The organism is Cupriavidus neocaledonicus (assembly GCF_000372525.1).
Classification (GTDB): Bacteria; Pseudomonadota; Gammaproteobacteria; order Burkholderiales; family Burkholderiaceae; genus Cupriavidus; species Cupriavidus neocaledonicus.
The window spans coordinates 1-20,516 of sequence record NZ_AQUR01000082.1 but is presented as its reverse complement, the minus strand read 5'-3'; the positions used below and the strand labels follow the sequence as shown (position 1 = coordinate 20,516).

17 protein-coding genes and 1 pseudogene are annotated in these 20,516 nt (G+C 68.5%); 11 read left to right on the top strand and 7 right to left on the bottom strand.

Annotation, left to right across the window (positions count from 1 at the left end; genetic code table 11):
- Window positions 1-13: 13 nt before the first annotated feature.
- Complete coding sequence (locus A3AG_RS0107430) at window positions 14-1,093, bottom strand: maleylacetate reductase (RefSeq protein ID WP_018004814.1); 1,080 nt, start codon at window positions 1,091-1,093, stop codon at window positions 14-16.
- A 152-nt stretch (window positions 1,094-1,245) separates the two neighbouring features.
- On the opposite strand from A3AG_RS0107430, the gene A3AG_RS0107425 reads away from it, so the two are divergent.
- The 3 genes from A3AG_RS0107425 (at window position 1,246) to A3AG_RS0107415 (ending at window position 4,616) form a co-directional block, all read left to right on the top strand.
- Complete coding sequence (locus A3AG_RS0107425; protein ID WP_018004813.1) at window positions 1,246-2,277, top strand: LysR family transcriptional regulator; 1,032 nt, start codon at window positions 1,246-1,248, stop codon at window positions 2,275-2,277.
- Window positions 2,278-2,367: 90 nt separating this feature from the next.
- The gene (locus tag A3AG_RS0107420) at window positions 2,368-3,243 is read left to right on the top strand and encodes a LysR family transcriptional regulator (RefSeq protein WP_018004812.1); all 876 of its coding nucleotides are present in this window, start codon (window positions 2,368-2,370) and stop codon (window positions 3,241-3,243) included.
- Between the two features lie 131 nt (window positions 3,244-3,374).
- Window positions 3,375-4,616 (top strand): YbfB/YjiJ family MFS transporter, encoded by a 1,242-nt coding sequence (locus tag A3AG_RS0107415; protein WP_051073491.1) that lies wholly within the window; start codon window positions 3,375-3,377, stop codon window positions 4,614-4,616.
- Between the two features lie 43 nt (window positions 4,617-4,659).
- Here the strand turns inward: A3AG_RS0107415 and A3AG_RS0107410 are convergent, their stop codons facing one another.
- The 6 genes from A3AG_RS0107410 to A3AG_RS0107385 all read right to left on the bottom strand — a co-directional run bounded on the left by A3AG_RS0107410 (window position 4,660) and on the right by A3AG_RS0107385 (window position 10,373).
- On the bottom strand, window positions 4,660-5,658 hold the full coding sequence (locus tag A3AG_RS0107410) for an NAD(P)H-quinone oxidoreductase (protein WP_018004810.1): 999 nt from the start codon (window positions 5,656-5,658) through the stop codon (window positions 4,660-4,662).
- Between the two features lie 153 nt (window positions 5,659-5,811).
- The gene (locus A3AG_RS0107405; RefSeq protein ID WP_018004809.1) at window positions 5,812-6,633 is read right to left on the bottom strand and encodes an alpha/beta fold hydrolase; all 822 of its coding nucleotides are present in this window, start codon (window positions 6,631-6,633) and stop codon (window positions 5,812-5,814) included.
- A 43-nt stretch (window positions 6,634-6,676) separates the two neighbouring features.
- Window positions 6,677-7,675, bottom strand: a complete 999-nt coding sequence (locus A3AG_RS0107400; RefSeq protein WP_018004808.1) for an MBL fold metallo-hydrolase — start codon at window positions 7,673-7,675, stop codon at window positions 6,677-6,679.
- A gap of 322 nt (window positions 7,676-7,997) precedes the next feature.
- Entirely contained in the window at window positions 7,998-9,101 is a 1,104-nt protein-coding gene (locus tag A3AG_RS0107395; protein ID WP_026164021.1) for a malate/lactate/ureidoglycolate dehydrogenase, read from the bottom strand.
- A 127-nt stretch (window positions 9,102-9,228) separates the two neighbouring features.
- Complete coding sequence (locus A3AG_RS0107390) at window positions 9,229-9,513, bottom strand: CppA family protein (RefSeq protein WP_018004806.1); 285 nt, start codon at window positions 9,511-9,513, stop codon at window positions 9,229-9,231.
- A 104-nt stretch (window positions 9,514-9,617) separates the two neighbouring features.
- Window positions 9,618-10,373 carry a GntR family transcriptional regulator gene (locus A3AG_RS0107385; RefSeq protein WP_018004805.1) on the bottom strand — a complete coding sequence of 252 codons (756 nt, stop codon included), beginning with the start codon at window positions 10,371-10,373 and terminating at the stop codon, window positions 9,618-9,620.
- A 170-nt stretch (window positions 10,374-10,543) separates the two neighbouring features.
- Here A3AG_RS0107385 and A3AG_RS0107380 point away from each other — a divergent pair, with 170 nt between their 5' ends.
- The 8 genes and pseudogenes from A3AG_RS0107380 to A3AG_RS0107345 all read left to right on the top strand — a co-directional run.
- Window positions 10,544-11,764 (top strand): pyridoxal-phosphate-dependent aminotransferase family protein, encoded by a 1,221-nt coding sequence (locus A3AG_RS0107380; protein ID WP_018004804.1) that lies wholly within the window; start codon window positions 10,544-10,546, stop codon window positions 11,762-11,764.
- A gap of 164 nt (window positions 11,765-11,928) precedes the next feature.
- Complete coding sequence (locus A3AG_RS0107375; protein ID WP_018004803.1) at window positions 11,929-14,982, top strand: FAD-binding and (Fe-S)-binding domain-containing protein; 3,054 nt, start codon at window positions 11,929-11,931, stop codon at window positions 14,980-14,982.
- Window positions 14,975-16,141 (top strand): DSD1 family PLP-dependent enzyme, encoded by a 1,167-nt coding sequence (locus A3AG_RS0107370; RefSeq protein WP_051073490.1) that lies wholly within the window; start codon window positions 14,975-14,977, stop codon window positions 16,139-16,141. Before A3AG_RS0107375 ends, A3AG_RS0107370 begins: the two co-directional genes overlap by 8 nt.
- Window positions 16,142-16,221: 80 nt before the next feature.
- Window positions 16,222-17,217 carry a Bug family tripartite tricarboxylate transporter substrate binding protein gene (locus A3AG_RS0107365; protein WP_018004801.1) on the top strand — a complete coding sequence of 332 codons (996 nt, stop codon included), beginning with the start codon at window positions 16,222-16,224 and terminating at the stop codon, window positions 17,215-17,217.
- A gap of 71 nt (window positions 17,218-17,288) precedes the next feature.
- Window positions 17,289-17,795, top strand: a complete 507-nt coding sequence (locus A3AG_RS0107360; protein ID WP_018004800.1) for a tripartite tricarboxylate transporter TctB family protein — start codon at window positions 17,289-17,291, stop codon at window positions 17,793-17,795.
- Between the two features lie 13 nt (window positions 17,796-17,808).
- Window positions 17,809-19,308, top strand: coding sequence for a tripartite tricarboxylate transporter permease (locus A3AG_RS0107355; protein WP_018004799.1), 1,500 nt, complete (start codon window positions 17,809-17,811; stop codon window positions 19,306-19,308).
- 490 nt (window positions 19,309-19,798) lie between these two features.
- Window positions 19,799-19,987, top strand: coding sequence for a hypothetical protein (locus A3AG_RS0107350; protein ID WP_018004798.1), 189 nt, complete (start codon window positions 19,799-19,801; stop codon window positions 19,985-19,987).
- Window positions 19,988-20,272: 285 nt separating this feature from the next.
- A pseudogene (locus tag A3AG_RS0107345) lies at window positions 20,273-20,516 on the top strand (IS256 family transposase); the annotation flags it as partial.

Sequence of the window (20,516 nt, the reverse complement as noted above, 5' to 3'; positions counted from 1 at the left end):
TCCTGGCCGCGTGTCAGCCGCGCGGCGGCCGGCCTGCGAAGGCATCCTCGAGCAGTTGCCGGATGCCTTCGGGTTCGAGCGGGCGCGGGTTCGGATACTGGTCGCGCAGCGCCAGCGCGCAGACCCGGTCGAGATCGGCCGCCGCCATGCCCAGCTCACGCAGCGAGGTCGGCGCGCCCAGCCGCAGGGCCAGGTCGAAGACCGCGCGCGCGCCGCAAGCGTGCTCAGCGCCCATGGCCTGCGCGATGGCCTGCATGGCTTGCGGCGCGGCAGCGGCGTTGTAGGCCAGCGCATGCGGCAGCACCACCGTGTGCACTTCGGCGTGCGGCAGGTTCAGCGTGCCGCCCAGCGTGTGGCACAGCTTGTGATGCAACCCCACCGTGACGCTGCCGAGCACGGCGCCGCACAGCCAGGCGCCATACAGCGCATCGCCGCGCGCCGCACGCAGGGCCTGCGCCGGCGACGCGGCGTCGGCAATGAGCGGCAAGGCGCGGCTCAACGCCGCAATGCCTTCGCGCGACATCCACTCGCTGACCGGGTTGCGGTCCGCGGCATAGAGACCCTCGGCCGCGTGCGCGATCGCATTGATGCCGCTGGTCACGCTGATCGCGGCAGGCAGCGCCTGCGACAACTCAGGGTCATAGATGACCGTGCGCGGCAGCACGCGGGCATCGCGGCCGGTGCGCTTCAGGCCGGCATCGGTCAGGCCGTAGATGGGCGTCATTTCGGATCCCGCGTAGGTCGATGGCACCGCAATCACCGGCAGGTTCGACTCCAGCGCGATGGCCTTGCCCAGGCCGACGGTCGAGCCGCCGCCGATGGCAACCACGGCGCTGGCGCCGCTGCGCGCCGCGGCCTCGCGCGCGCGGCGTGCCTGTTCGATCGGGACATGCATGACCGCGCCATCGAAGATGCCGGCGCTGCGCGGGCCAAGCAGCGCGGCGGCACGCTCGGCAAGCGCGCGCTGGCCGGGGGTGCACAGCACCAGCACGCGGCCGGCGCCGAGTGCGTCGGCTTCATCGGGCAACCGTGCCAGGCTGCCATGGCCGAACACGACCCGCTGGGGCAAGGTCTGGTAGGAAAAGGGATGCATTGCAAGACTCGCTCGGATAACGGAACCGGCCCTGGCGCTTTGCATATCGTGCAAAGACTTGTCGCAGGCCTCAATGACACCGATACTACGGGCAGCGTGATGGCTGCGGGAAGCCGTCGCGGCTGCGCAATGCCTTTGCGAAGGAAGCACAAATGGAATTTGTTCGCTTTGCCGAAAACCTGGCCACCTTTGTCGACGTCGCGCGTACCGGCAGCTTTTCCGCCGTGGCGCGCCAGCGCGGACAGGTGGCGTCGTCGGTGGCGCGCCAGATCGACGCGCTCGAACGCGAAATGGGCGTGGCGCTGTTCACGCGCTCGACCCGGGCGCTGGCGCGCACCGACGCAGGCGACCTGCTGTACGAGCGCGCCGCGCGCATCCTGCAGGACCTGAGCGAAACCCGCGATGCGGTGGCGGCGCTGGAGCAGGGCGTTGCCGGGCGGCTGCGGGTGGCCTGCCTGCCGGCGTTCGCGCGCCGCCATGTGGTGCCTCACCTGGGCAGCCTCTACGCGCAGTATCCCGGCCTGTCGGTCGAGCTGGAGCTGACCGAGCGCGTGGTCGACCCGGTGCTCGAGCGCTTTGACCTGGTGATCCGCGTGGGGCAGCAGGCCGACAGCAACCTGATTGCGCGCGCGATTGCCACGCAGCGCTATGTCGTTTGCGCGACGCCGGACTATCTGCGCACGCACGGGCGTCCCACCCATGTCGATGACCTGGTCCGGCATCGCCTGATCGACCGCGCGCACAGCACCAGCATGCGCGGCTGGCGCGAGCTGCTGACGCCGGTTCATGCCGCGCGCGCGGCATTCGCGGTCGAGTGCGACGATTGCGATGCGCGGCGCCTGTCGGTGCTGCAGGGACTGGGCATCGCGCTGATGCCGGACTGGTCCGTGGGCGAGGACATCGGCGCCGGGCGCCTCGAGGAACTGTTGCTGGAAGGCACCTTGCCGCAGCCGCAAAGCAACATCTACCTGCTGCGCGCCGCCCCGCGCGCCACGGCGAAGGTCAAGGCGTTCTACGCCCACCTGGCCCATGGCATCGGCTCGCCGCCGAGCTGGCAACTGGCGATGGTGCCGGCGCGCGAGAGCGGACGGCGCGACCCGGCCGCAGCGTTGCCGGAGGGCCCCCGGCGCGCGCCGGCGCGCAAGGCCGGGAGCAGGGCGCCCGCACAGGAAGCGCGGGCATAAGGGCGGGGGCAGGACTAGCGGATTCCGCCGCGGAAGTCCGGCCCTGGCGCATCGGGATGAATCAGAACAGGCGCCAGGCGCCGCACCGAAGTGAACTGGGACGATACTCGAATTTTTCTGGCGCTCCAGCGCGAGCGCACGCTGCGCCAGGCTGCCCGTGTGGCCGGCGTTGACCAGGCGACGGTAGGGCGCCGGCTGGCGGCACTGGAGCATGCCCTGGGGGCCACGCTGTTCCTGCGCACTTCCGAAGGCTATGTGCTGACGCCCGCGGGCGAGAATGCGCTGCGCTCGGCCGAGAAGATGGAGAAGTTCGCCCATGACCTGGTCAGGCAGGCCCAGGGCGCCGACAGCCGCCTGGCCGGCGAGGTCAAGGTGACGACCACCGATTCGCTTGCCCTCGAGTTCGTGATCCCGGCGATAGCACGCGTGCATGCCGAGCATCCGGATGTGCGCGTCATGCTGAATACCTCGACGCAGATGCTGAACCTGGCGCGCCGCGAGGCGGACATCGCGATACGCAACATGAAGCCGGAGAATCCGGACCTGGTGGCGCGCCGGCTCGCGCATTGGCCGGTGGGCCTGTTCGCGTCACCTGAATACCTCGGCCGGCGCGGCACGCCCGCGCAGGCCGAAGCCTTTGCGGGCCATGACCTGGTGATGTACCAGCCGTACCTGCACGGCAGTGCCGCGCCGACCCTCGTCGGCGAGCCGATCCACACGGGCAGGCTGGTGGCGGCGGTCAATTCCAGCCTGATGCTGCGTACCATGATCCGCACCGGCATGGCCATCGGCGAGGTGCCGGTGCCGCTGGCCGAGCGCGACGGGCTGGTGCGGATCTGGCCCGAGCGCGAGCGTGCCGGCCGCTACGAGGTCTGGCTGGTCACGCACCAGGACCTGCGGCATACCGCGCGGGTCAGGGCGATGATCGACAGCGTCGTCGACGCTTTCCAGCCGCGCGGGAGCTAGCGGCGGCCTCAGGCAAGGTGCTGCAGATCTGCATGCCAGCGCGGGCAAACTGCCACGCGGCAGTGGCAAGGGGGCTACCTATACTCGCAGGCACCGGACCGCGTCGGCGGTCTCCCTCAATGCCTGCAGCCATGTCTTCCAATCCCTCCTCCTACGCATCCCATGCCACGGCGCCAGCGCGCGTGTGGCAATACATCCTTGCCGGCTTCTCGGCCAGTCTCGTCAGCATCGGGCTGGCGCGCTTCGCCTATGCGCCGCTGGTGCCGCCGCTGATCGACGCGCACTGGTTCTCTGCTTCGAACGTGGTGTTCCTGGGCGCGGCCAACCTGGCCGGCTATCTGGTCGGCGCGCTGGTCGCGCATCCGCTGGCGCGGCGCAGCTCGAGCGTGGCGACGCTGCGCGCGATGATGGTGCTGGTGACGGTGGCCTTCGTTGCCTGCGCGTGGCCGGTGTCGGTGACGTGGTTCTTCATCTGGCGCCTGGCTTCGGGCGTTGCGGGAGGCACCATCATGGTGCTGGCCGCCGCGACCATCCTGCCCCACGTGCCGCGCGAGCGTCGCGGCCTGGCGAGCGGCGCCATCTTCCTTGGCATCGGCGTGGGCATTGCGGGCTCGGGCACGGTCGTGCCGATGTTGCTGGGGTCTGGACTACGTTCGACCTGGATCGGGTTGGCGGCCCTTTCCGCCGTATTGACGGCCGCGACCTGGTTCGCGTGGCCGCATCGGCACGACAGCGCGGCGATCGCGTCCGCCGGGGCCGCCGTGCGCGCCGGTGAGCACGGCCAGCGCCTGGACCGCGGCGTTGTGCTGTTGTTCCTGCAATACGGCCTCATGGCCGTGGCGCTGGTGCCCGCCATGGTGTTCCTGGTTGACTTCGTCGCACGCGGCCTCGGCGCGGGCGCGCATGCCGGTGCGCAGTTCTGGGTGGTGTATGGCGTTGGCGCGATCGCCGGGCCGCCGCTGTATGGCTGGCTCGCCGATCGCCTCGGCGCGCGGCGGGCCCTGCGCCTGACGCTGGCCGTGCAGGCCATTGCCGTGGGGGTGTTCTGGCTGTCGGGCAGCATGCTCTGCCTCGCGGCGGCGACCATGGCGGTCGGCACCTTTCCGCCGGGAATCGTGCCGCTGGCGCTGGCGCGCCTCCACGAACGCCTGCATGACCATGTCTCGCAGAGCCGCGCATGGAGCCGCGCGACGATCAGCTTCGCGGCGTGCCAGGCCCTGGCGGGGTATGCGTACTCGGCGGTGTTCGCCGCCAACGGGGGCAATCATCGGCCGCTGTTCGGCATTGCCCTGGGGGCGCTGGTGATCGCGCTCGCTTCGGATCTCGCGATCCCGGAACTGTGGCTGGCACGCGCGCACGCCGCGCAGCGGTGACCCGGTGGGGCCGGCGGCACCTGACGCCTGCCGGCCCTCGCGCCTACGCCGCGCCGTGATGGCTCACGGCGAGCACGATCTTGCCGATGCTCTGGTTGGACTCCATGCGCCGGTGGGCCTCGGCAGCACGTTCCAGCGGCACTACGCTGTCGACCACCGGCTTCAGTCCGCTGGCCGGGAAGTCCGCCAGCCAGTGCGTGCTGAAGCGGCTGACCATGGCGTGCTTCTCGGCTTGCGTGCGTGACTTCATCACCGTGCCAAGGATCTTGAGGTGGCCGTACAGGATGCGTTCCAGCGGCACGCTGGCGCCGCTGCCGCCGCCGAGGATGCCGACCTGGACCAGCCGGCCGCCATTGGCGAGCGACAGGATATTGCGCTCGAAATACGGGGCGCCGATAAAATCGACGATGACATCGACGCCCCGGCCCGCGGTGGTTTGCTCGATGACGGTCCGGAAGTCCTCGCGCTGGTAATCGATCAGCACGCTTGCGCCAAGTGCATCCAGCTGATCCAGCTTGTGGCCGCTGGCCGTCGCAAAGACCTGCGCCCCGCACGCTGCCGCCATCTGGACGGCGGCGGAGCCCACCCCGCTTGCCGCTGCGTGGATCAGCACGCGCTCGCCGGCGCGAAGCTGGCCAAGGTGGAGCAGGGCCTCGTGCGCGGTGACGAAGGCTTCCGGAATGGCCGCGGCCTCCACGTATTTCAGGCCCGCGGGAACCGGCATGGCCATGCGATAGTCGATCCGCGCCAGTTCCGCATAGCCGCCACCGCCGACGATGCCCATGACGCGGTCGCCCGCTGCGAAGCCCTGCACCGCGTCGCCAACGGCCAGGACCTCGCCGGCAATCTCGAGGCCCATGAGCGCGGAGTCGCCAAAGTCGGCGCGGCCATAGGCGCCCCGCCGCTGGTTGACGTCGGCGCGGTTCACGCCGGCGGCGTGGTTGCGCACCAGCAGGTCATGGGGACGCAACGCGGGATCGGGGACCTCGGCCAGTTGCAGGACATCGGCATCGCCGAAGGACGGGAGGGTGATGGCTTTCACTAGGACTCCTGGAGTGGCCCGCGCAGAGGGAGGGCGCGCAAGCCGGTAAGGGAAGCCCAGTATAGGTTGGCGGTTTCGCGGAAATTGCAAGGACTTTTCCTTTGGTGCCATGCAATTCTGCAGCGGCCCGCCAACAGCGCCGCCGCGGGGCATTTACGTCTTCACGAAGTCCAGCAGGTCGGCATTGACCGCGTCGGCACTGGTGGCGATGAGGCCATGCGAACCGCCGGGGTAGACCTTCAGCCGGGCATCCGGCACGAGCTTTACGGCGAGGCGCGCGGACATCTCGAGCGGTACGTTCTGGTCATCGTCGCCGTGCAGGAACAGCGTGGGCACGGTGAGCGCGCGCAGGTCGTCGGTGAAGTCGACCTCCGAAAACTCGCGCACGCAAGCATGCTGGCCGAGCATGCCCCCGGTCATGGCTTGCGCCCAGAAGGCATCGACCACGCCTTGCGACACCCTGGCATCGGCGCGGTTGTAGCCGTGGAACGGTACCGCCAGATCGCGGAAGAACTGCGACCGGTCCTGCGCGACGGCCCGCCGGATGCCGTCGAAGATCTCCATCGGGACACCGTCCGGATTGGCCTCGGTCCTGGCCATGGCCGGGGCCGGTGCGCCGATCAGCACCACCTTCGCCACGCGCGCGGTGCCATGGCGCCGGATGTAGCGCGCCACCTCGCCGGCACCGATGGAATGGCCGACCAGCACGGCATCGTTCAGGTCCAGCGTGTCGAGCAGCGCGGCCAGGTCGTCGGCGTAAGTGTCGATATCGTTGCCGTGCGCGGGCTGGTCCGACCTGCCGTGGCCGCGGCGGTCATGCGCGATGACACGATAGCCGTTTTGCACCAGCGCCAGCGCCTGGGCGTCCCAGGCGTCGGCATTGACCGGCCAGCCGTGCGACAGGACCACCGGGCGGCCCGCGCCCCAGTCCTTGTAGAAAATGCGTGTTCCGTCCTTGGTATGGATGTCTGCCATGGTGACTTTGCGTGATGGAGATTGCCGTGATGTGCCGGCCGGTTCAGTGGCCGGCGCCTGTGCCGGGCTCGGCTTCGTAGTTCACCGGCACCCACTCGTACCGGCTGCCGTGCTTGCGCAGATGGCCGAGGCCAGGGAAGGAGATATGCGCCGCGGCAACCAGGGCGCGCTCGCGCACGACTTCGTCGAATATTTTCCGTCGCGAGCGCGTGGCGCTGCCGGCATGGCTGTCGTACCTGACGGTGGTCTCGGGGTGGCGCAGCTGAAGCGCGGCAACATGGACGATGTCGCCCCAGACCACCAGCGTTTGTCCCTGGCTCCTGATGACGTACGACACGTGTCCCGGCGTATGGCCGGGCGTCTGCATCGCCGTAATGCCGGGCACGAGTTCCCCGTCGCCTTCGAAAGGCTGGAACCGATGCGCCGCCAGGTACGGTGCCGCGGCCGCGCTGGCATCGTCGAAGAAGCGTACAAGCAGCTGCGGCGCGCCGGGCTTGTTGGCGGCATCGAGCCAGTAGTCGGCTTCGGCCTTGCTGGCACGCACGGTGGCGTTTGGGAACAGCATCTTGCCGTTGGCCGCGATGCCGCCGATGTGGTCCATATGCAGGTGCGTCAGCAGGACCTGGTCGACCTGCTCGGGCTGGTAGCCCGCGGCACGGATGTTATCCACCAGGCGGCCGCAGCAGGGTCCATAGAGCGCGCCCGCGCCGGCGTCGATCAGCACCAGCTTGCTGCCGGTATTGACCAGATATGCATTGATGGAACCCTGCACGGGCGGCTTTAGGAAGTCCTGGTCCAGGGTGTCGGCGATCGCCGTGGCGGGCATGCCCTGCACCACCGTGTCGATCGGGAAGGCATGCGTGCCGTCGAGGAGCGCCGTGACTTCGAAGTTGCCAACCATGACCCGGTAAATGCCAGGGCCTTGCTTTTGCACCAGCGGCGCGGCGGCAATGGCGTCCGATGGCAGGCCGGGGGCCAGCGCCGCCATCCCCATGACAAGCGAGGCGGCGAAGTGGGACAGCGAGGTGCGAAGCATCTTCATGGGTGGCGTCGGCATGGAGTGGGTCAGGGCGTCGGCGACGACGAGCATGGCGTTGCGGCAACCGCTGCGTCGTGGCATCGGGAAAGGGAAAACGACAGGGCGCATCGTGGCGGAAGCCTGGCAAGGCGTCCGGTACAGCACTTGCGGCAAGTATAGAAGCGGCGTCGACGTTATCGGTGCGGCGCTTTTGCGGTGGTCCGATGCAGATTTGCATCGGCGTGGGCGGCAGTGGCCCCGCTGTCGGACGAGCCGGTTGGATGCGCTGCAATGGGGGGCAGCGGTACGCGCCAGCACGGTGGCGCGCCTTGCGCCGCGCCCCGGTTCAGCCGCGCGCGAGCGCTGACAGTGGACCGGGCGCGGGATGCCGGCTGGTGCGCGCCACTGCCACGCTCGCGGCGGCGTCGTCCAGCTGCGCCAGCGTGCCGGCATCGATGGGGATCTGTTGCGCCCGGGCCGCGCGGAACGCGCGCTCCGGTTCGCCGGGCAGCTGGATGCCGGTCTGGCCGGGCTGCAGCCGCGCGCTCTTCATCCAGTCGGCGAAGGCCGCGACTTCGTGGCCGAACGAGGTGCTGGTGCCCAGCCGCGCGGGATCGAACACGATCGCCAGCATGTTGTTCCAGACCGCATGCTGGTGCCGCAGCGTTTCCGGGCGGATGGTATGGCCGCCCGTGACCGCGGCCCCGAGCAGCTCGCACATCACCGCCAGCACGTGGCCCTTGTGCTCGCCGAAGGGCCGCAGTGCGCCCTGCGGCGTGCCGGCGGGCGGGTACATCACGGCGGCATCGGTGGTGGGCTCGCCGTGCGCATCGAGCAGGCAGCCGGCCCCGACCGGCACGCCCTTGTTATGGGCCACGCGCACCTTGCCCAGCGCGATGGCGCTGGTGGCGAAGTCCAGCACCAGCGGCGGCTCGCCCGCCATCGGCACGCCGATGGTGAACGGATTGGTGCCGTAGCGCGCGTCATAGCCGCCGTGCGGCGCTACGATCGGCTTGGACAGCACGTTGACGAAGTGGATCGAGATCATGCCCGCGGCGGTGGCCTGCTCGGCCCAGTGGCCGACCCGCCCGAGGTGGTGCGACTGGCGCAGCCCCATCACGCAGACGCCGTGCTCGCGCGCCCGGGCGATGGCCATGTCCATGGCCTGCGCCGTCACCGCCTGCCCCATGCCGCGGTTGCCGTCCAGGCTGAGCAGGCTGCCGGCGTCCTGCAGCACGCTGACCTGCCGGTTCAATTGCAGCTCGCCGGCCTGCCACGCCAGCACATAGCGCGGGATCATGCCGACGCCGTGGGAGTCATGCCCGCTCAGGTTGGCGCCGACCAGGTGATCTGCCGTCAGTTGCGCTTCCTGGATGCCGCTGCCGGCGGCAAGCCAGAGATCGGTCACCCACTGTTGCAGGGCGCGGGTGGGAATGCGGAGTTCGCTCATGTCGGCCTTTGGAGGGATGAATACGCTGAGAAACAAGAAGCCCCGTGCCGTGTGACGGCAACGGGGCTTTCATGATACGTCCGGCGCGCGCCCGATGATTGGCGCGTGGCCGGTGATCGGCAAATGCCTACCGGCGTGGGGGTTCGTGTGCGGCGGCTTTTGCCAGGATTTCCCTGATGCGGGCGAGGTAGCTGTCGCCCACAGTGCGGTGGATGCGCGCCGTCTCGGCGGCGAACTGGCGACGGCTGGGCGGACGGATGCCCAGGCTGCGGCAGATCGTGGACAGATAAGGCTTGCGTGGGTCCGCCAGCCGGTCCACCGCGCTCTGCAGCGCGGCGTCGCCGATGCGGCGGCGCAGCCAGGCCAGCACCTGGCGGTCGTAGTCGTTTTGCACGCGGATCAAATGTTCCATGCCGGGGCTCCACTGTTCATCCATACAGGTACTGTAAATATATACAGTATCCGCGTGGAGGCAAGAAAAATCCGGCCCCGGCCCGGTAAAAGGCTGCGCTGCGGTTACGCGTCCGTCGATTTCACAAGATTCTTGGTGCCGGTGCCGTCGCCCGACACCAGTGGCAGTACCGCCTCGCGCTTCTCCAGCAAGTGGCGCTTCAGTACCGCCGCCAGCCGCTTGCCGTCGCGGGCTTCCAGCGCCTGGATCATCTCTTCATGATCCTGGACCGCCTCGTCCCACTTGCCGCTCTGCTGGTTGGAGCGAAAGCGCAAGGCCTGCAGGCGGCGGTTGATCGACTGGTAGGTCTGGCGCAGCGCCCCGTTGCGCGCGGCCTCATTGATGCGGTCGTGGATCTCCTGGTTGCGGCTGTAGTACCCGGGCAGGTCGTTCCGTGCACGGCAGGCCAGCATCGCGAAGTGCAGCGCCTTGATCTGCGCAAGCTCCGCCGCGGTGATGCGCTCGCAGGCAAGTTCGCCGGAAAACGCCTCCAGGCCGCTCATCAGCTCGAAGCTCTCCCTGACTTCGGCCTCGCTCATGCGCGAGATGCTGGCGCCGCGGTTGGGCAGCAAATCGATCAGGCCCTCGGCGGCCAGCACCTTGAGCGCCTCGCGCAGCGGCGTGCGCGAGATCCCCAGCGTCTCGCACAACTCGCGTTCATTGAGTTTGGTGCCCGGCGCGAACACGCCTTCGACGATGAACTGGCGCAGGTGCTCGACCACGGTGTCGTGCAGGCGCGGGCGTGCCAGGCGCGGCAGGGAGCGGGGCGCAGCATGCCCCGCAACCCCTTCCGTCGCCTCCTCATGATTTGATTTTTGCATTCAATGTCCTCTAACTGCTTGGTGAGAATTCTACCTGCATCGCGCTTCATGGTTTCAAAGCGCGGGTTAACCACGACAAAAAGCCGCAAATTCCGCCTTGGGCCCCACGGATCGCTCTGCTATAGTCGATTGCATTCAAAATTCATAATCCAACAAGGAGGCGCGTTCTCATGGTTCACCTCGATTTCCATCCCTCTGGCCGCCACTTCCTGCAGATCCCCGGCCCGAGCCCGGTGCCCGACCGCATCCTGCGCGCGATGAGCTACCCGACCATCGACCACCGTGGCCCGGAATTCGGCGCGCTCGGCCGCAAGGTACTCGCCGGCATCAAGGAGATCTTCAAGACCCGGCAGCCGGTGATCATCTATCCCGCGTCGGGTACCGGTGCCTGGGAAGCGGCGCTGACCAACACGCTCAGCCCGGGCGACCGGGTGCTGATGTTCGAGACCGGCCACTTCGCCACGCTGTGGAAGAAAATGGCCGAGGCCCTGGGCCTGCGGCCGGAATTCCTGGGCCTGCCAGGCATCGAGGGCTGGCGCCGCGGGGTGCAGGCGGACATGATCGAGGCGCGCCTGCGCGAGGACAGCGGCCATGTGATCCGCGCGGTCTGCGTGGTGCACAACGAGACCTCGACCGGCGTGACTTCGGACATCGCCGCAGTGCGCCGGGCCATCGACGCCGCCGGGCACCCGGCGCTGCTGCTGGTGGACACGATCTCCGGCCTGGGTTCGGCCGACTATCGCCATGACGAGTGGGGCGTGGATGTGACCGTGTCGGGCTCGCAGAAGGGCCTGATGCTGCCGCCGGGCATCAGTTTCAACGCGCTCTCGCCCAGGGCGATCGCCGCCAGCCAGAACGCCAGGCTGCCGCGCGCGTTCTGGGGCTGGGACGAGATCATCGAGGCCAACAAGAACGGCTACTGGCCGTACACGCCCAACACCAACCTGCTGTACGGCCTGTCCGAAGCGCTCGACATGATCCTGGGCGAGGGCCTGGAACAGGTCTTTGCCCGCCACCAGCGCCTGGCGGAGGCGACGCGCCGTGCCGTGCGCGCCTGGGGCCTGGAGATCCAGTGCGCGGATCCCGCGGTGTACAGCCCGGTGCTGACCGGCGTGATGATGCCCGACGGCGTCGACGCGGATGCGGTGCGCAAGCTGATCTACGAGCGCTTCGACATGTCGCTGGGGCAGGCGCTGGGCAAGATGCGCGGCCGCATGTTCCGCATCGGCCATCTTGGCGATTGCAATGACCTGACCCTGATGGCCACGCTCGCCGGTTGCGAGATGGGGCTGAAGCTGGCCGGCGTGCCGCTTGCCGGCAGCGGCGTGGCCGCGGCCATGGCGTCGCTCGCCGAGCACGCCGACAAGCCCGTGCTCAAGGCTGCCGCCTGAGCGGAGCCGACCGAGCGCGGCCGACCGAGCGGTGCGGGGCAGGGCGGGCGCGGCACGGTCCGCCACCTGCCTGCCTTACCTGCCGCAGCATCACCACGACATGCGCCCACCGCAGGCGGCCGCATGCATCGCCGTGGGCGCGCAGCCCTTGTTTCTTGCATGCCATGAACATGACTTCGTCTTCCCTGCTGGTCAAGCCGATCCACCTGGTGCCCGCGCAGCGCCGGGCCTCCTCGCCGCTCTCGCCGCTGTCGGCACTGCTGCGCAAGGAGTTGCGCGGCGACGTGCTGTTCGACCGCGCCGCCCGCGGCCGCTATGCCACCGATGCTTCCATCTACCAGATCATGCCGGTCGGCGTGGTGGTGCCGCGCGACCAGGCCGACCTGGTGCGCGCACTCGACATCGCGCGCGACCAGCGCGTGCCGGTGCTGGCCCGCGGCGCCGGCACCAGCCAGTGCGGCCAGACTGTGGGCGAGGCGCTGGTCATCGACACCAGCAAGTGGCTCAACAACGTGGTCGCCTTCGATGCCGGCGCGCGCACGGTGACGGTGGAGCCCGGCATCGTGCTGGACCACCTGAACGCCTGGCTCAGGCCGCACGGGCTGTGGTTCCCGGTGGACGTCTCCACCGGCGCGCAATGCACCATCGGCGGCATGGCCGGCAACAACTCGTGCGGCTCGCGTTCGATCGCCTACGGCAACATGGTGCATAACGTGCTGGCCATCGATGCGGTGCTGGCGGACGGCAGCGACTGCCACTTCGGTTCGCTGGCGCAACCGGTGGCGCCAGGGCGCGCCGAGGGCATCCTGCAGGGGTTGCAGCGCATCGCCACGCGCGAGCGCGGCGAAATCGCCGAGCGCATGCCCAAGGTGCTGCGCCGCGTGGCCGGCTACAACATCGACCTGTTCGACTGCCAGAATCCGCGCGCCTATACCGACGATGGCCACGCCAACCTCGCGCATATCCTGGTCGGTTCCGAGGGCACGCTGGCCTGCAGCCGCCAGCTCACGCTGAAGCTGGCGCCGCTGCCGGCGCACAAGGTGCTGGGCGTGGTCAACTTCCCCACGTTCTACCAGGCGATGGACCTGACCCAGCATATCGTCACGCTGCGCCCGGTGGCGGTGGAACTGGTCGACCGCACCATGATCGACCTGTCGATGGAAAACCCCGCGTTCCGCCCGGTGGTCGAGCGTGCGCTGGCCGGCGATCCGCAGGCCATCCTGCTGGTGGAGTTCGCCGGCGACGACCGCCAGGCGCTGCTGGCGCAACTGGACCGGCTGGCCGAGCTGATGGCCGACCTGGGCCTGCCCGGCTCGGTGGTGAAGATGCCGGAAGAGAAGGCGCAGAAGGCGCTGTGGGATGTGCGCAAGGCCGGCCTGAACATCATGATGAGCATGAAGGGCGACGGCAAGCCGGTCTCGTTCATCGAGGACTGCGCAGTGCCGCTCGAGCACCTGGCCGAATACACCCGCCGCCTGACCGAGGTCTTCCACAAGCACGAGACCGAGGGCACCTGGTACGCCCATGCCAGCGTCGGCACGCTGCACGTGCGGCCGATCCTGGACATGCGCCGCGACGGCGCGCTGCGCATGCGCGAGATCGCGCAAGAGGCCGCCGAACTGGTGCGCGAATACAAGGGCGCCTATTCCGGCGAGCACGGCGACGGCCTGTGCCGCGGCGAGTGGGTGGCCTGGCAATACGGCCCGCGCATCAACGCCGCGTTCAGCGAGATCAAGGCGCTGTTCGATCCGGACAACCGCTTCAACCCCGACAAGATCGTGCGCCCGCCGCGCATGGATGCGCGCGAAAACTTCCGCTTCGCGCCCGGCTACGCCGCGCTGCCGCTGAGCCCGGCGCTGGACTGGTCGGCGTGGAACGTGCGGCGCGACCCGATGACGGGCGCCGAGACCGCGCCGGGCACGGGGAACGATACCGCCACCCATGGCCTGGCGTCGGCCGTCGAGATGTGCAACAACAACGGCCATTGCCGCAAGTTCGACGCCGGCACCATGTGCCCCAGCTATCGCGTGACCAAGGACGAGCAGCACGTCACGCGCGGGCGCGCCAACACGCTGCGGCTGGCGCTGACCGGCCAGCTCGGCAGCGACGGACTGGCCAGCAGGGAAGTGAAGGAGGCGCTGGACCTGTGCGTCTCGTGCAAGGGCTGCAAGCGCGACTGCCCGACCGGCGTCGACATGGCGAAGTTCAAGATCGAGGCGCGCCATGCCTGGACCAGCCGGCACGGCATCAGCCTGCGCGAGCGCTTGGTCGCATTCCTGCCGCGCTATGCGCCCGTGGCCAGCCGCGTGCCGGGCCTGCTGGCGCTGGCCGACAGCCTGCCCGGGGTGTCCGGCTGGATCAAAGGCGCGCTGGGGTTTGCCCCGCAGCGTTCGCTGCCGCGCTTCACCGCGCCGTTCCTGGCGCGCGGCCGCGGCGCGGCCAAAGCTGCGGGCAACCAGGCCGATGGCCGCGAGGTGCTGCTCTTCGTCGATACCTTCAGCAACTACATGGAGCCGGACAATGCGCGCGCCGCGCAGGCCGTGCTGGAAGCGGCGGGCTATACCGTGCACTTCAACACCCGCGCAGGCGAACGTCCGCTGTGCTGCGGCCGGACCTTCCTCGCCGCGGGCCTGGTCGAGCAGGCGAAGGCCGAGGCGCGGCGCCTGCTCGATACGCTGCGCCCCTTCGTCGCGCGCGGCGTGCCGGTGGTCGGCCTGGAGCCGTCATGCCTGCTGTCGCTGCGCGATGAGTTCCTGGGCTATGGCTATGGCGACGAGGCGCGCCAGCTCGCCGGCCTGGCGTTCCTGTTCGAGGAGTTCCTGGTGCGCGAGCGCCAGGCGGGCCGGCTGGCGCTTGCGCTGCAGCCGCTGCAGGTCTCCGAGGCCATCGTGCACGGGCACTGCCACCAGAAGGCGTTCGATGCCTTCACGCCGGTGCAGACCGTGCTGGGCTGGATTCCGGACCTTAAGGTGGCGCCGGTGGAGTCGTCGTGCTGCGGCATGGCCGGCAGCTTCGGCTATGAGGCCGAGCATTTCGAAGCATCGCAGGCGATGGCCGAGCTGTCGTTGCTGCCGGCGGTGCGCCGGCGCGCCGGCGATGCCATCGTGGTCGCGGACGGCACCAGCTGCCGCCACCAGATCCGCGACGGCGCGCAGGCCGAGGCCATGCATGTGGCAAGAGTACTGGCGATGTCGCTCGAGGGTGGCCGCCATGACTGAGCCGTTGCACGAGCCGGTCCGGGACCGCACCCGCCTGCAGCCGCCGGCACCGGCAAGGATTGGCGATCGCGTCGAGGACGTAGGCACGCCGGCGCTGCTGGTCGACCTCGACGCCTTCGAGCAGAACGTGGCGCGGATGCAGGCGCTGGCCGATGCCGGCGGCGTGGCGCTGCGCCCGCATGCCAAGGCGCACAAGTCGGTCGCGATCGCGCAGCGGCAGATGGCCGCCGGCGCGGTGGGGATCTGCTGCCAGAAGCTCAGCGAGGCCTATCCGTTTGCCGCCGCCGGCATCGCCAGCATCCACATCAGCAACGAATTCGTCGGCGCCGACAAGCTGGCGATGGCGGTAGAGCTGGCCCGGCATGTGGACCTGAGCGTCTGTGTGGACGACGTGCGCCAGGTGGCCGCGCTGGCCGCCGCCGCGGCGGCCGGCGGGGTGCGCATCACCGTGCTGGCGGAAGCCGATGTCGGGCAGGGGCGTTGCGGCGTCGACAGCCCCGCAGCGCTGGGCCGGCTGGCCGATGCCATCGGCGCGGCGCCGTCGCTGCGTTTCGGCGGGCTGCAGGCGTACCACGGCGGCGCGCAGCACCTGCCGCACTGGACCCGGCGCCGCGACGTGGCCCGGCGTGCTGCCGAACAGGCGGGTGCCTATGTGGCGCACCTGCGTGCCCGTGGCATCGCCTGCCCGGTCATCACCGGCGGCGGCAGCGGCACCGCGGAGTTCGATTGCGAGAGCGGCGTCTATACCGAGATCCAGCCCGGCAGCTACGTTTTCCTCGACGCCCACTATGGCGCCAGCGAATGGCCCGGGCGCTTCCAGCCCCGGCACGGCCTGTTCCTGTCGACCACGGTGATGAGCACCGCGCGCGCCGGCGTGGCGGTGTGCGATGCGGGCCTGAAGTCGCTCGCGGTGGATTCCGGCCTGCCGCGCGTATGGTCCGGCCCGGGCAGCGAGTCGCTGCGCTATGTCGCGGCCAACGATGAGCATGGCGTGCTGCAGGTGCTGGACGCCGACGCCCAGGCCCTGCTGGGCAGCAAGCTCTGGCTGGTGCCTGGCCATTGCGATCCCACCGCGAACCTGCACGCGCAATACGTTTGCTGCCGCGACGGGCATGTGGCCGGGCTGTGGGACATCGCGGCGCGCGGCCTGAGCCGCTGATACCGCGTGGCAGCGCAGGAAAAAAGAGACAAGAGCCGCAACCAGCGGCAGCGGGTAGTCAAAGCCAAAGGAGACCAACGATGCAACGCAACACAGTCAGGAAGACCCTGGCGGCCGTGGTGGGTGCCACGGCCTGCCTGAGCGCATGGGCATGGGAGCCGGCCAAGCCGGTCGAGATCGTGGTGCCGTTCGGGGCCGGTGGCGCCTCGGACCAGATGGCACGGTCGATCCAGGGCATCATCGCCAGGCACAAGTTGATGAGCCAGCCGGTAATCGTGCTGAACAAGGCGGGCGCCAGCGGTGCCGAAGGGCTGATGGATACCAAGGCCTCGCAGGGCAATCCGCACAAGCTGCTGGTGGCCTCGTCGGCGCTGTACACGGTGCCGATGGTGAGCCACCTGCCGTTCAGCTGGCGCGACCTGACCCCGGTGGCGATGATCGCCCAGGACGAATTCGTGCTGTGGACCAATGCCGCGGCCCCGTACAAGACCGTCGCGCAGTTCATCGACGCGTCCAGGGCCAGCGCCGGCAAGATCAAGGTCGGCGGCACCAGCTCCAAGCGCGAGGACCAGATCATCAGCGCGCTGGTGCAGAAGAAGACCGGCACCCGCTTCATCTATGTGCCGTACAAGGGCGGCGGCGAGGCCGCCACGCAGCTGTCGGGCCAGCATATCGACGCCAACGTCAACAACCCGTCCGAATCGATCGGCCAGTGGCGCGCCGGCGAGCATCGCGCGCTGTGCGTGTTCGCGCCGGAGCGCATGGCCTACAACGGCAAGGTCACGCAGACCCAGAGCTGGCACGACGTGCCGACCTGCAAGGAGCAGGGCCTCGACGTGCAATACCAGATGTTGCGCGTGTTCATGATGCCGGGCGGCGTGACCCCCGAGCAGCAGAAGTACTACGTGGACCTGATGCAGAAGATCGTGGCCACGCCGGAGTGGAAGGAATACCTGGAGAAGAACGCACTGAAGAACGAGTTCCTCACCGGCAAGGCACTGACCGACTTCCTGGCGCGCGACGAAGCCGCGCATCGCGACATCATCAAGGAGGCGGGCTTCGTCGCCGCGCGCTGACGCTGGCGCGGAGCAAAAAGAGGCTGCGCCGCGCGGCGCAGCCGTTGGCCTGAAGCAAGGCGGGGGACAACATGGATTCACAACAGGAAGCGGCGCATGCGGGCGCCGGCATCTCGGTCAAGGCGGTGGAACTGGCGGTGGCGCTGTGCCTGCTGGCCGGCGCGCTGGTGGTGATCTGGAGCAACTACGCCATCGGCGCCGGCTGGGCGCCGGACGGGCCGGAAGCGGGGTATTTCCCGATGCGGGTCGGGCTCATCATCCTGGTCTGCAGCGTGCTGGTGGGTGTGCAGGCGCTGCGCGCCGACCGCGGCGCCGTGTTTGCGACGTGGCAGCAGCTGCGGCAGGTGGGCGTGATCCTGGTGCCGCTGACCGTGTATGTCGGGCTGATCGGGCTGCTCGGCATCTACGTGGCATCTGCGCTCTTCATCGCCGGCTTCATGGTGTGGGTGGGCAAGGCGGCGTGGTGGAAGGCTGCGCTGATCGGCGTCGGCATCAATGCGCTGCTGTTCTGGATCTTCGAGATCCAGTTCCGTGTGCCGCTGCCCAAGGGCCCGCTGGAAGCGGCGCTGGGCTACTAGGGAGGGGCGGATCATGGATGAACTCAATGCATTGATGGGCGGCTTCGCCGTGGCGCTGTCTTGGCAGAACGTCGGGCTGATGTTCGTCGGCATCCTGCTTGGCATCGTGGTGGGCGTGCTGCCGGGCCTGGGCGGGCCCAACGGCGTGGCGATCCTGCTGCCGCTGACGTTCTCGATGGACCCGGTGTCTGCCATCATCATGCTGTCCTGCATCTACTGGGGCGCATTGTTCGGCGGCGCGATCACCTCGATCCTGTTCAATATTCCGGGCGAAGCCTGGTCGGTGGCCACCACCTTCGACGGCTATCCGATGGCGCAGCGCGGCGAGGCCGGCAAGGCGCTGACCTCGGCCTTCACCGGCTCGTGCCTGGGGGCGCTGGCCGGCGTGCTGCTGATCACCTTCCTCGCGCCGATGGTGGCAAAGTTCGCGCTGCGCTTCGGCCCGCCCGAGTTCTTCGCGGTGTACCTGCTGACCTTCTGCAGCTTTGTCGGCATGGGCAAGGAATCCAAGCCCAAGATCCTGATCGCGATGTGCCTGGGCTTCGTGCTGGCCGCGGTCGGCATGGACACGGTCTCGGGCACGCTGCGCATGACCTTCGGCTCGACCGAGCTGCTGCGCGGCTTCGACTTCCTGGTAGCGGTGATCGGCCTGTTCGGCATCAGCGAGATCCTGATGACGATGGAAGAGGGCGTCGCCTTCCGCGGCAAGCAGGCCCGCATCGACCTGAAGGTGGTGCTGAAGACCTGGGCCGAACTGCCGCGCTACTGGCTGACCGTGCTGCGCTCGTCGGTGATCGGCTGCTGGCTGGGCATCACCCCGGGCGGCGCCACCGCGGCGTCGTTCATGGGCTATGGCGTGGCCAAGCGCATGGCGAAGGATCCCGATTCGTTCGGGCAGGGCAATGTCGAAGGCGTGGTCGCGCCCGAGACCGCAGCACACGCTGCCGGCACCAGCGCGCTGCTGCCAATGCTGGCCCTGGGCATTCCCGGCTCCGCCACCGCGGCGGTGCTGCTGGGCGGCCTGATGATCTGGGGCCTGCAGCCGGGGCCGCTGCTGTTCGCCGAGCAGGGGCCGTTCGTATGGGGCCTGATCGCCAGCATGTACCTGGGCAATATCGTCGGACTGATCGTGGTGCTGTCGACCGTGCCGCTGTTCGCGGCGATCCTGCGCATCCCGTTCTCGATCATCGCGCCGCTGATCCTGGTGATCTGCGCGATCGGCGCGTACACCGTCAACGGCGCGTTGTTCGACGTCTGGCTGATGCTGGGCTTCGGCGTGGTGGGCTATGTGTTGAAGAAGCTGGATTACCCGTTGGCGCCGATGGTGCTGGCGCTGGTGCTGGGCGACCGGGCCGAGGACGCGTTCCGGCAAACGATGCTGGTGTCGTCCGGGGCGTTGGATGTGTTCTGGTCGAACGGGCTGGTGGGGACGATCATGGGGCTGGCGGTGTTCGTACTGGTGTGGCCGGTGGTCAGTGATTTGAGGATGCGGGGCCGGAAGGGGGTTGCCTGAGGGACGGGTCATGCTCTGCGGCAGCCCGACGAGCCGACCCTCCCGCTTGCGGGAGATAGGCGGGGGAAAGGGCAGAAGCATCCACGAAGTCAGGACTGCAAATCTGCCACCTCACCAGCCAAGGCATGCCTTGAGGAATCGTTTCGGAGATCGGCTATTTGCGAAAGGGCGCAGCGACGGCACGATGCTGCGTCCGCTCAGGAATGGGAACTGTCTTATCGAGTTCCTGACCCTAATGCGGGAGACTGACACGGTCATCGCAAACAACGGTGGCCGGGCGTGTAAGCCCGAACTGCAAGCACCACAGGTCGGCGTCTTCGACGCCGCCTGTCTCCACGCATACGCGCTTGTCATCCATGGCGGGCCGACACGAGGCAGCCGCAAGGCTGGCCGGCTTGGTGTTTGCATCAATCTTCCACCCTCGTCGTCAGGCCCGCCGCCCTCCGCTAGCGTCGCGCGGCGGACCTTCAGGTAAAGATTGGAGGGTCCGATGGCGGAAATCGATCTATCAACGGCCCGGTACAGTCTCTTGGCAGTGGCAGCGGGAATGGATGGCGTGCTTGCTCTGCTAGAGCAGCAGAGTGAATGGTGGGAGCAGGCTTTTGGGGCGTTTTGCTTTTTGGGGTTGGTGAAGGCGCAGTCGGAACGGGTGTTGGAAGAAGAGTTGCCGGTTTCCTGAGGCTGGCCGTTCTCACTTGTTGGCATTGGCATGGAGGGGGTGCGGTGCTTGGAATTCAAACGCCTTGCACACAAAAATCCGGACAGCAAACGTTGAAAGACCTGCCCGGATTTGGACGCCCGACTTCGTCGATGCTCCTGCCCTCTCCCCCGCCCCTCTCCCGCAAGCGGGAGAGGGGAGAAAACCAGCGGGAGGCTAAATCCTTTGGATTCGCCCGCGATACAGCAGCGCCGGACCTGTCAGAAATTTTGTGTTTAGGGCATAACATGTCGCCAAGGAGCATGTATGCCACGCAAAACCAAGACCAGCCAGGCCGCCGACCGTGAGCTGCCGACCATTCCCGAGGACCTGATTGCCCATTTCGTTAAGGGTCCGATGACCGCCGAGGCGGTGCAGGACGCCTCGATGGCGTTCAAGAAGGCCCTGATCGAGCGCGCCCTGGGGGCCGAGCTCGGCCATCATCTGGGCTACCCGGCTGGCGCCGAGCGCCCGGCCGGCACGGCCAACCAGCGCAATGGCAAGAGCGCCA

Excerpts from the sequence above, each read along its gene's own strand:
- A3AG_RS0107430 (WP_018004814.1), bottom strand. The coding sequence starts at position 1,093 with ATGCATCCCTTTTCCTACCAGACCTTGCCCCAGCGGGTCGTGTTCGGC.
- A3AG_RS0107425 (WP_018004813.1), top strand. The coding sequence starts at position 1,246 with ATGGAATTTGTTCGCTTTGCCGAAAACCTGGCCACCTTTGTCGACGTC.
- A3AG_RS0107415 (WP_051073491.1), top strand. The coding sequence starts at position 3,375 with ATGTCTTCCAATCCCTCCTCCTACGCATCCCATGCCACGGCGCCAGCG.
- A3AG_RS0107405 (WP_018004809.1), bottom strand. The coding sequence starts at position 6,633 with ATGGCAGACATCCATACCAAGGACGGAACACGCATTTTCTACAAGGAC.
- A3AG_RS0107400 (WP_018004808.1), bottom strand. The coding sequence starts at position 7,675 with ATGAAGATGCTTCGCACCTCGCTGTCCCACTTCGCCGCCTCGCTTGTC.
- A3AG_RS0107395 (WP_026164021.1), bottom strand. The coding sequence starts at position 9,101 with ATGAGCGAACTCCGCATTCCCACCCGCGCCCTGCAACAGTGGGTGACC.
- A3AG_RS0107390 (WP_018004806.1), bottom strand. The coding sequence starts at position 9,513 with ATGGAACATTTGATCCGCGTGCAAAACGACTACGACCGCCAGGTGCTG.
- A3AG_RS0107385 (WP_018004805.1), bottom strand. The coding sequence starts at position 10,373 with ATGCAAAAATCAAATCATGAGGAGGCGACGGAAGGGGTTGCGGGGCAT.
- A3AG_RS0107380 (WP_018004804.1), top strand. The coding sequence starts at position 10,544 with ATGGTTCACCTCGATTTCCATCCCTCTGGCCGCCACTTCCTGCAGATC.
- A3AG_RS0107375 (WP_018004803.1), top strand. The coding sequence starts at position 11,929 with ATGAACATGACTTCGTCTTCCCTGCTGGTCAAGCCGATCCACCTGGTG.
- A3AG_RS0107370 (WP_051073490.1), top strand. The coding sequence starts at position 14,975 with ATGACTGAGCCGTTGCACGAGCCGGTCCGGGACCGCACCCGCCTGCAG.
- A3AG_RS0107365 (WP_018004801.1), top strand. The coding sequence starts at position 16,222 with ATGCAACGCAACACAGTCAGGAAGACCCTGGCGGCCGTGGTGGGTGCC.
- A3AG_RS0107360 (WP_018004800.1), top strand. The coding sequence starts at position 17,289 with ATGGATTCACAACAGGAAGCGGCGCATGCGGGCGCCGGCATCTCGGTC.
- A3AG_RS0107355 (WP_018004799.1), top strand. The coding sequence starts at position 17,809 with ATGGATGAACTCAATGCATTGATGGGCGGCTTCGCCGTGGCGCTGTCT.
- A3AG_RS0107350 (WP_018004798.1), top strand. The coding sequence starts at position 19,799 with ATGGCGGAAATCGATCTATCAACGGCCCGGTACAGTCTCTTGGCAGTG.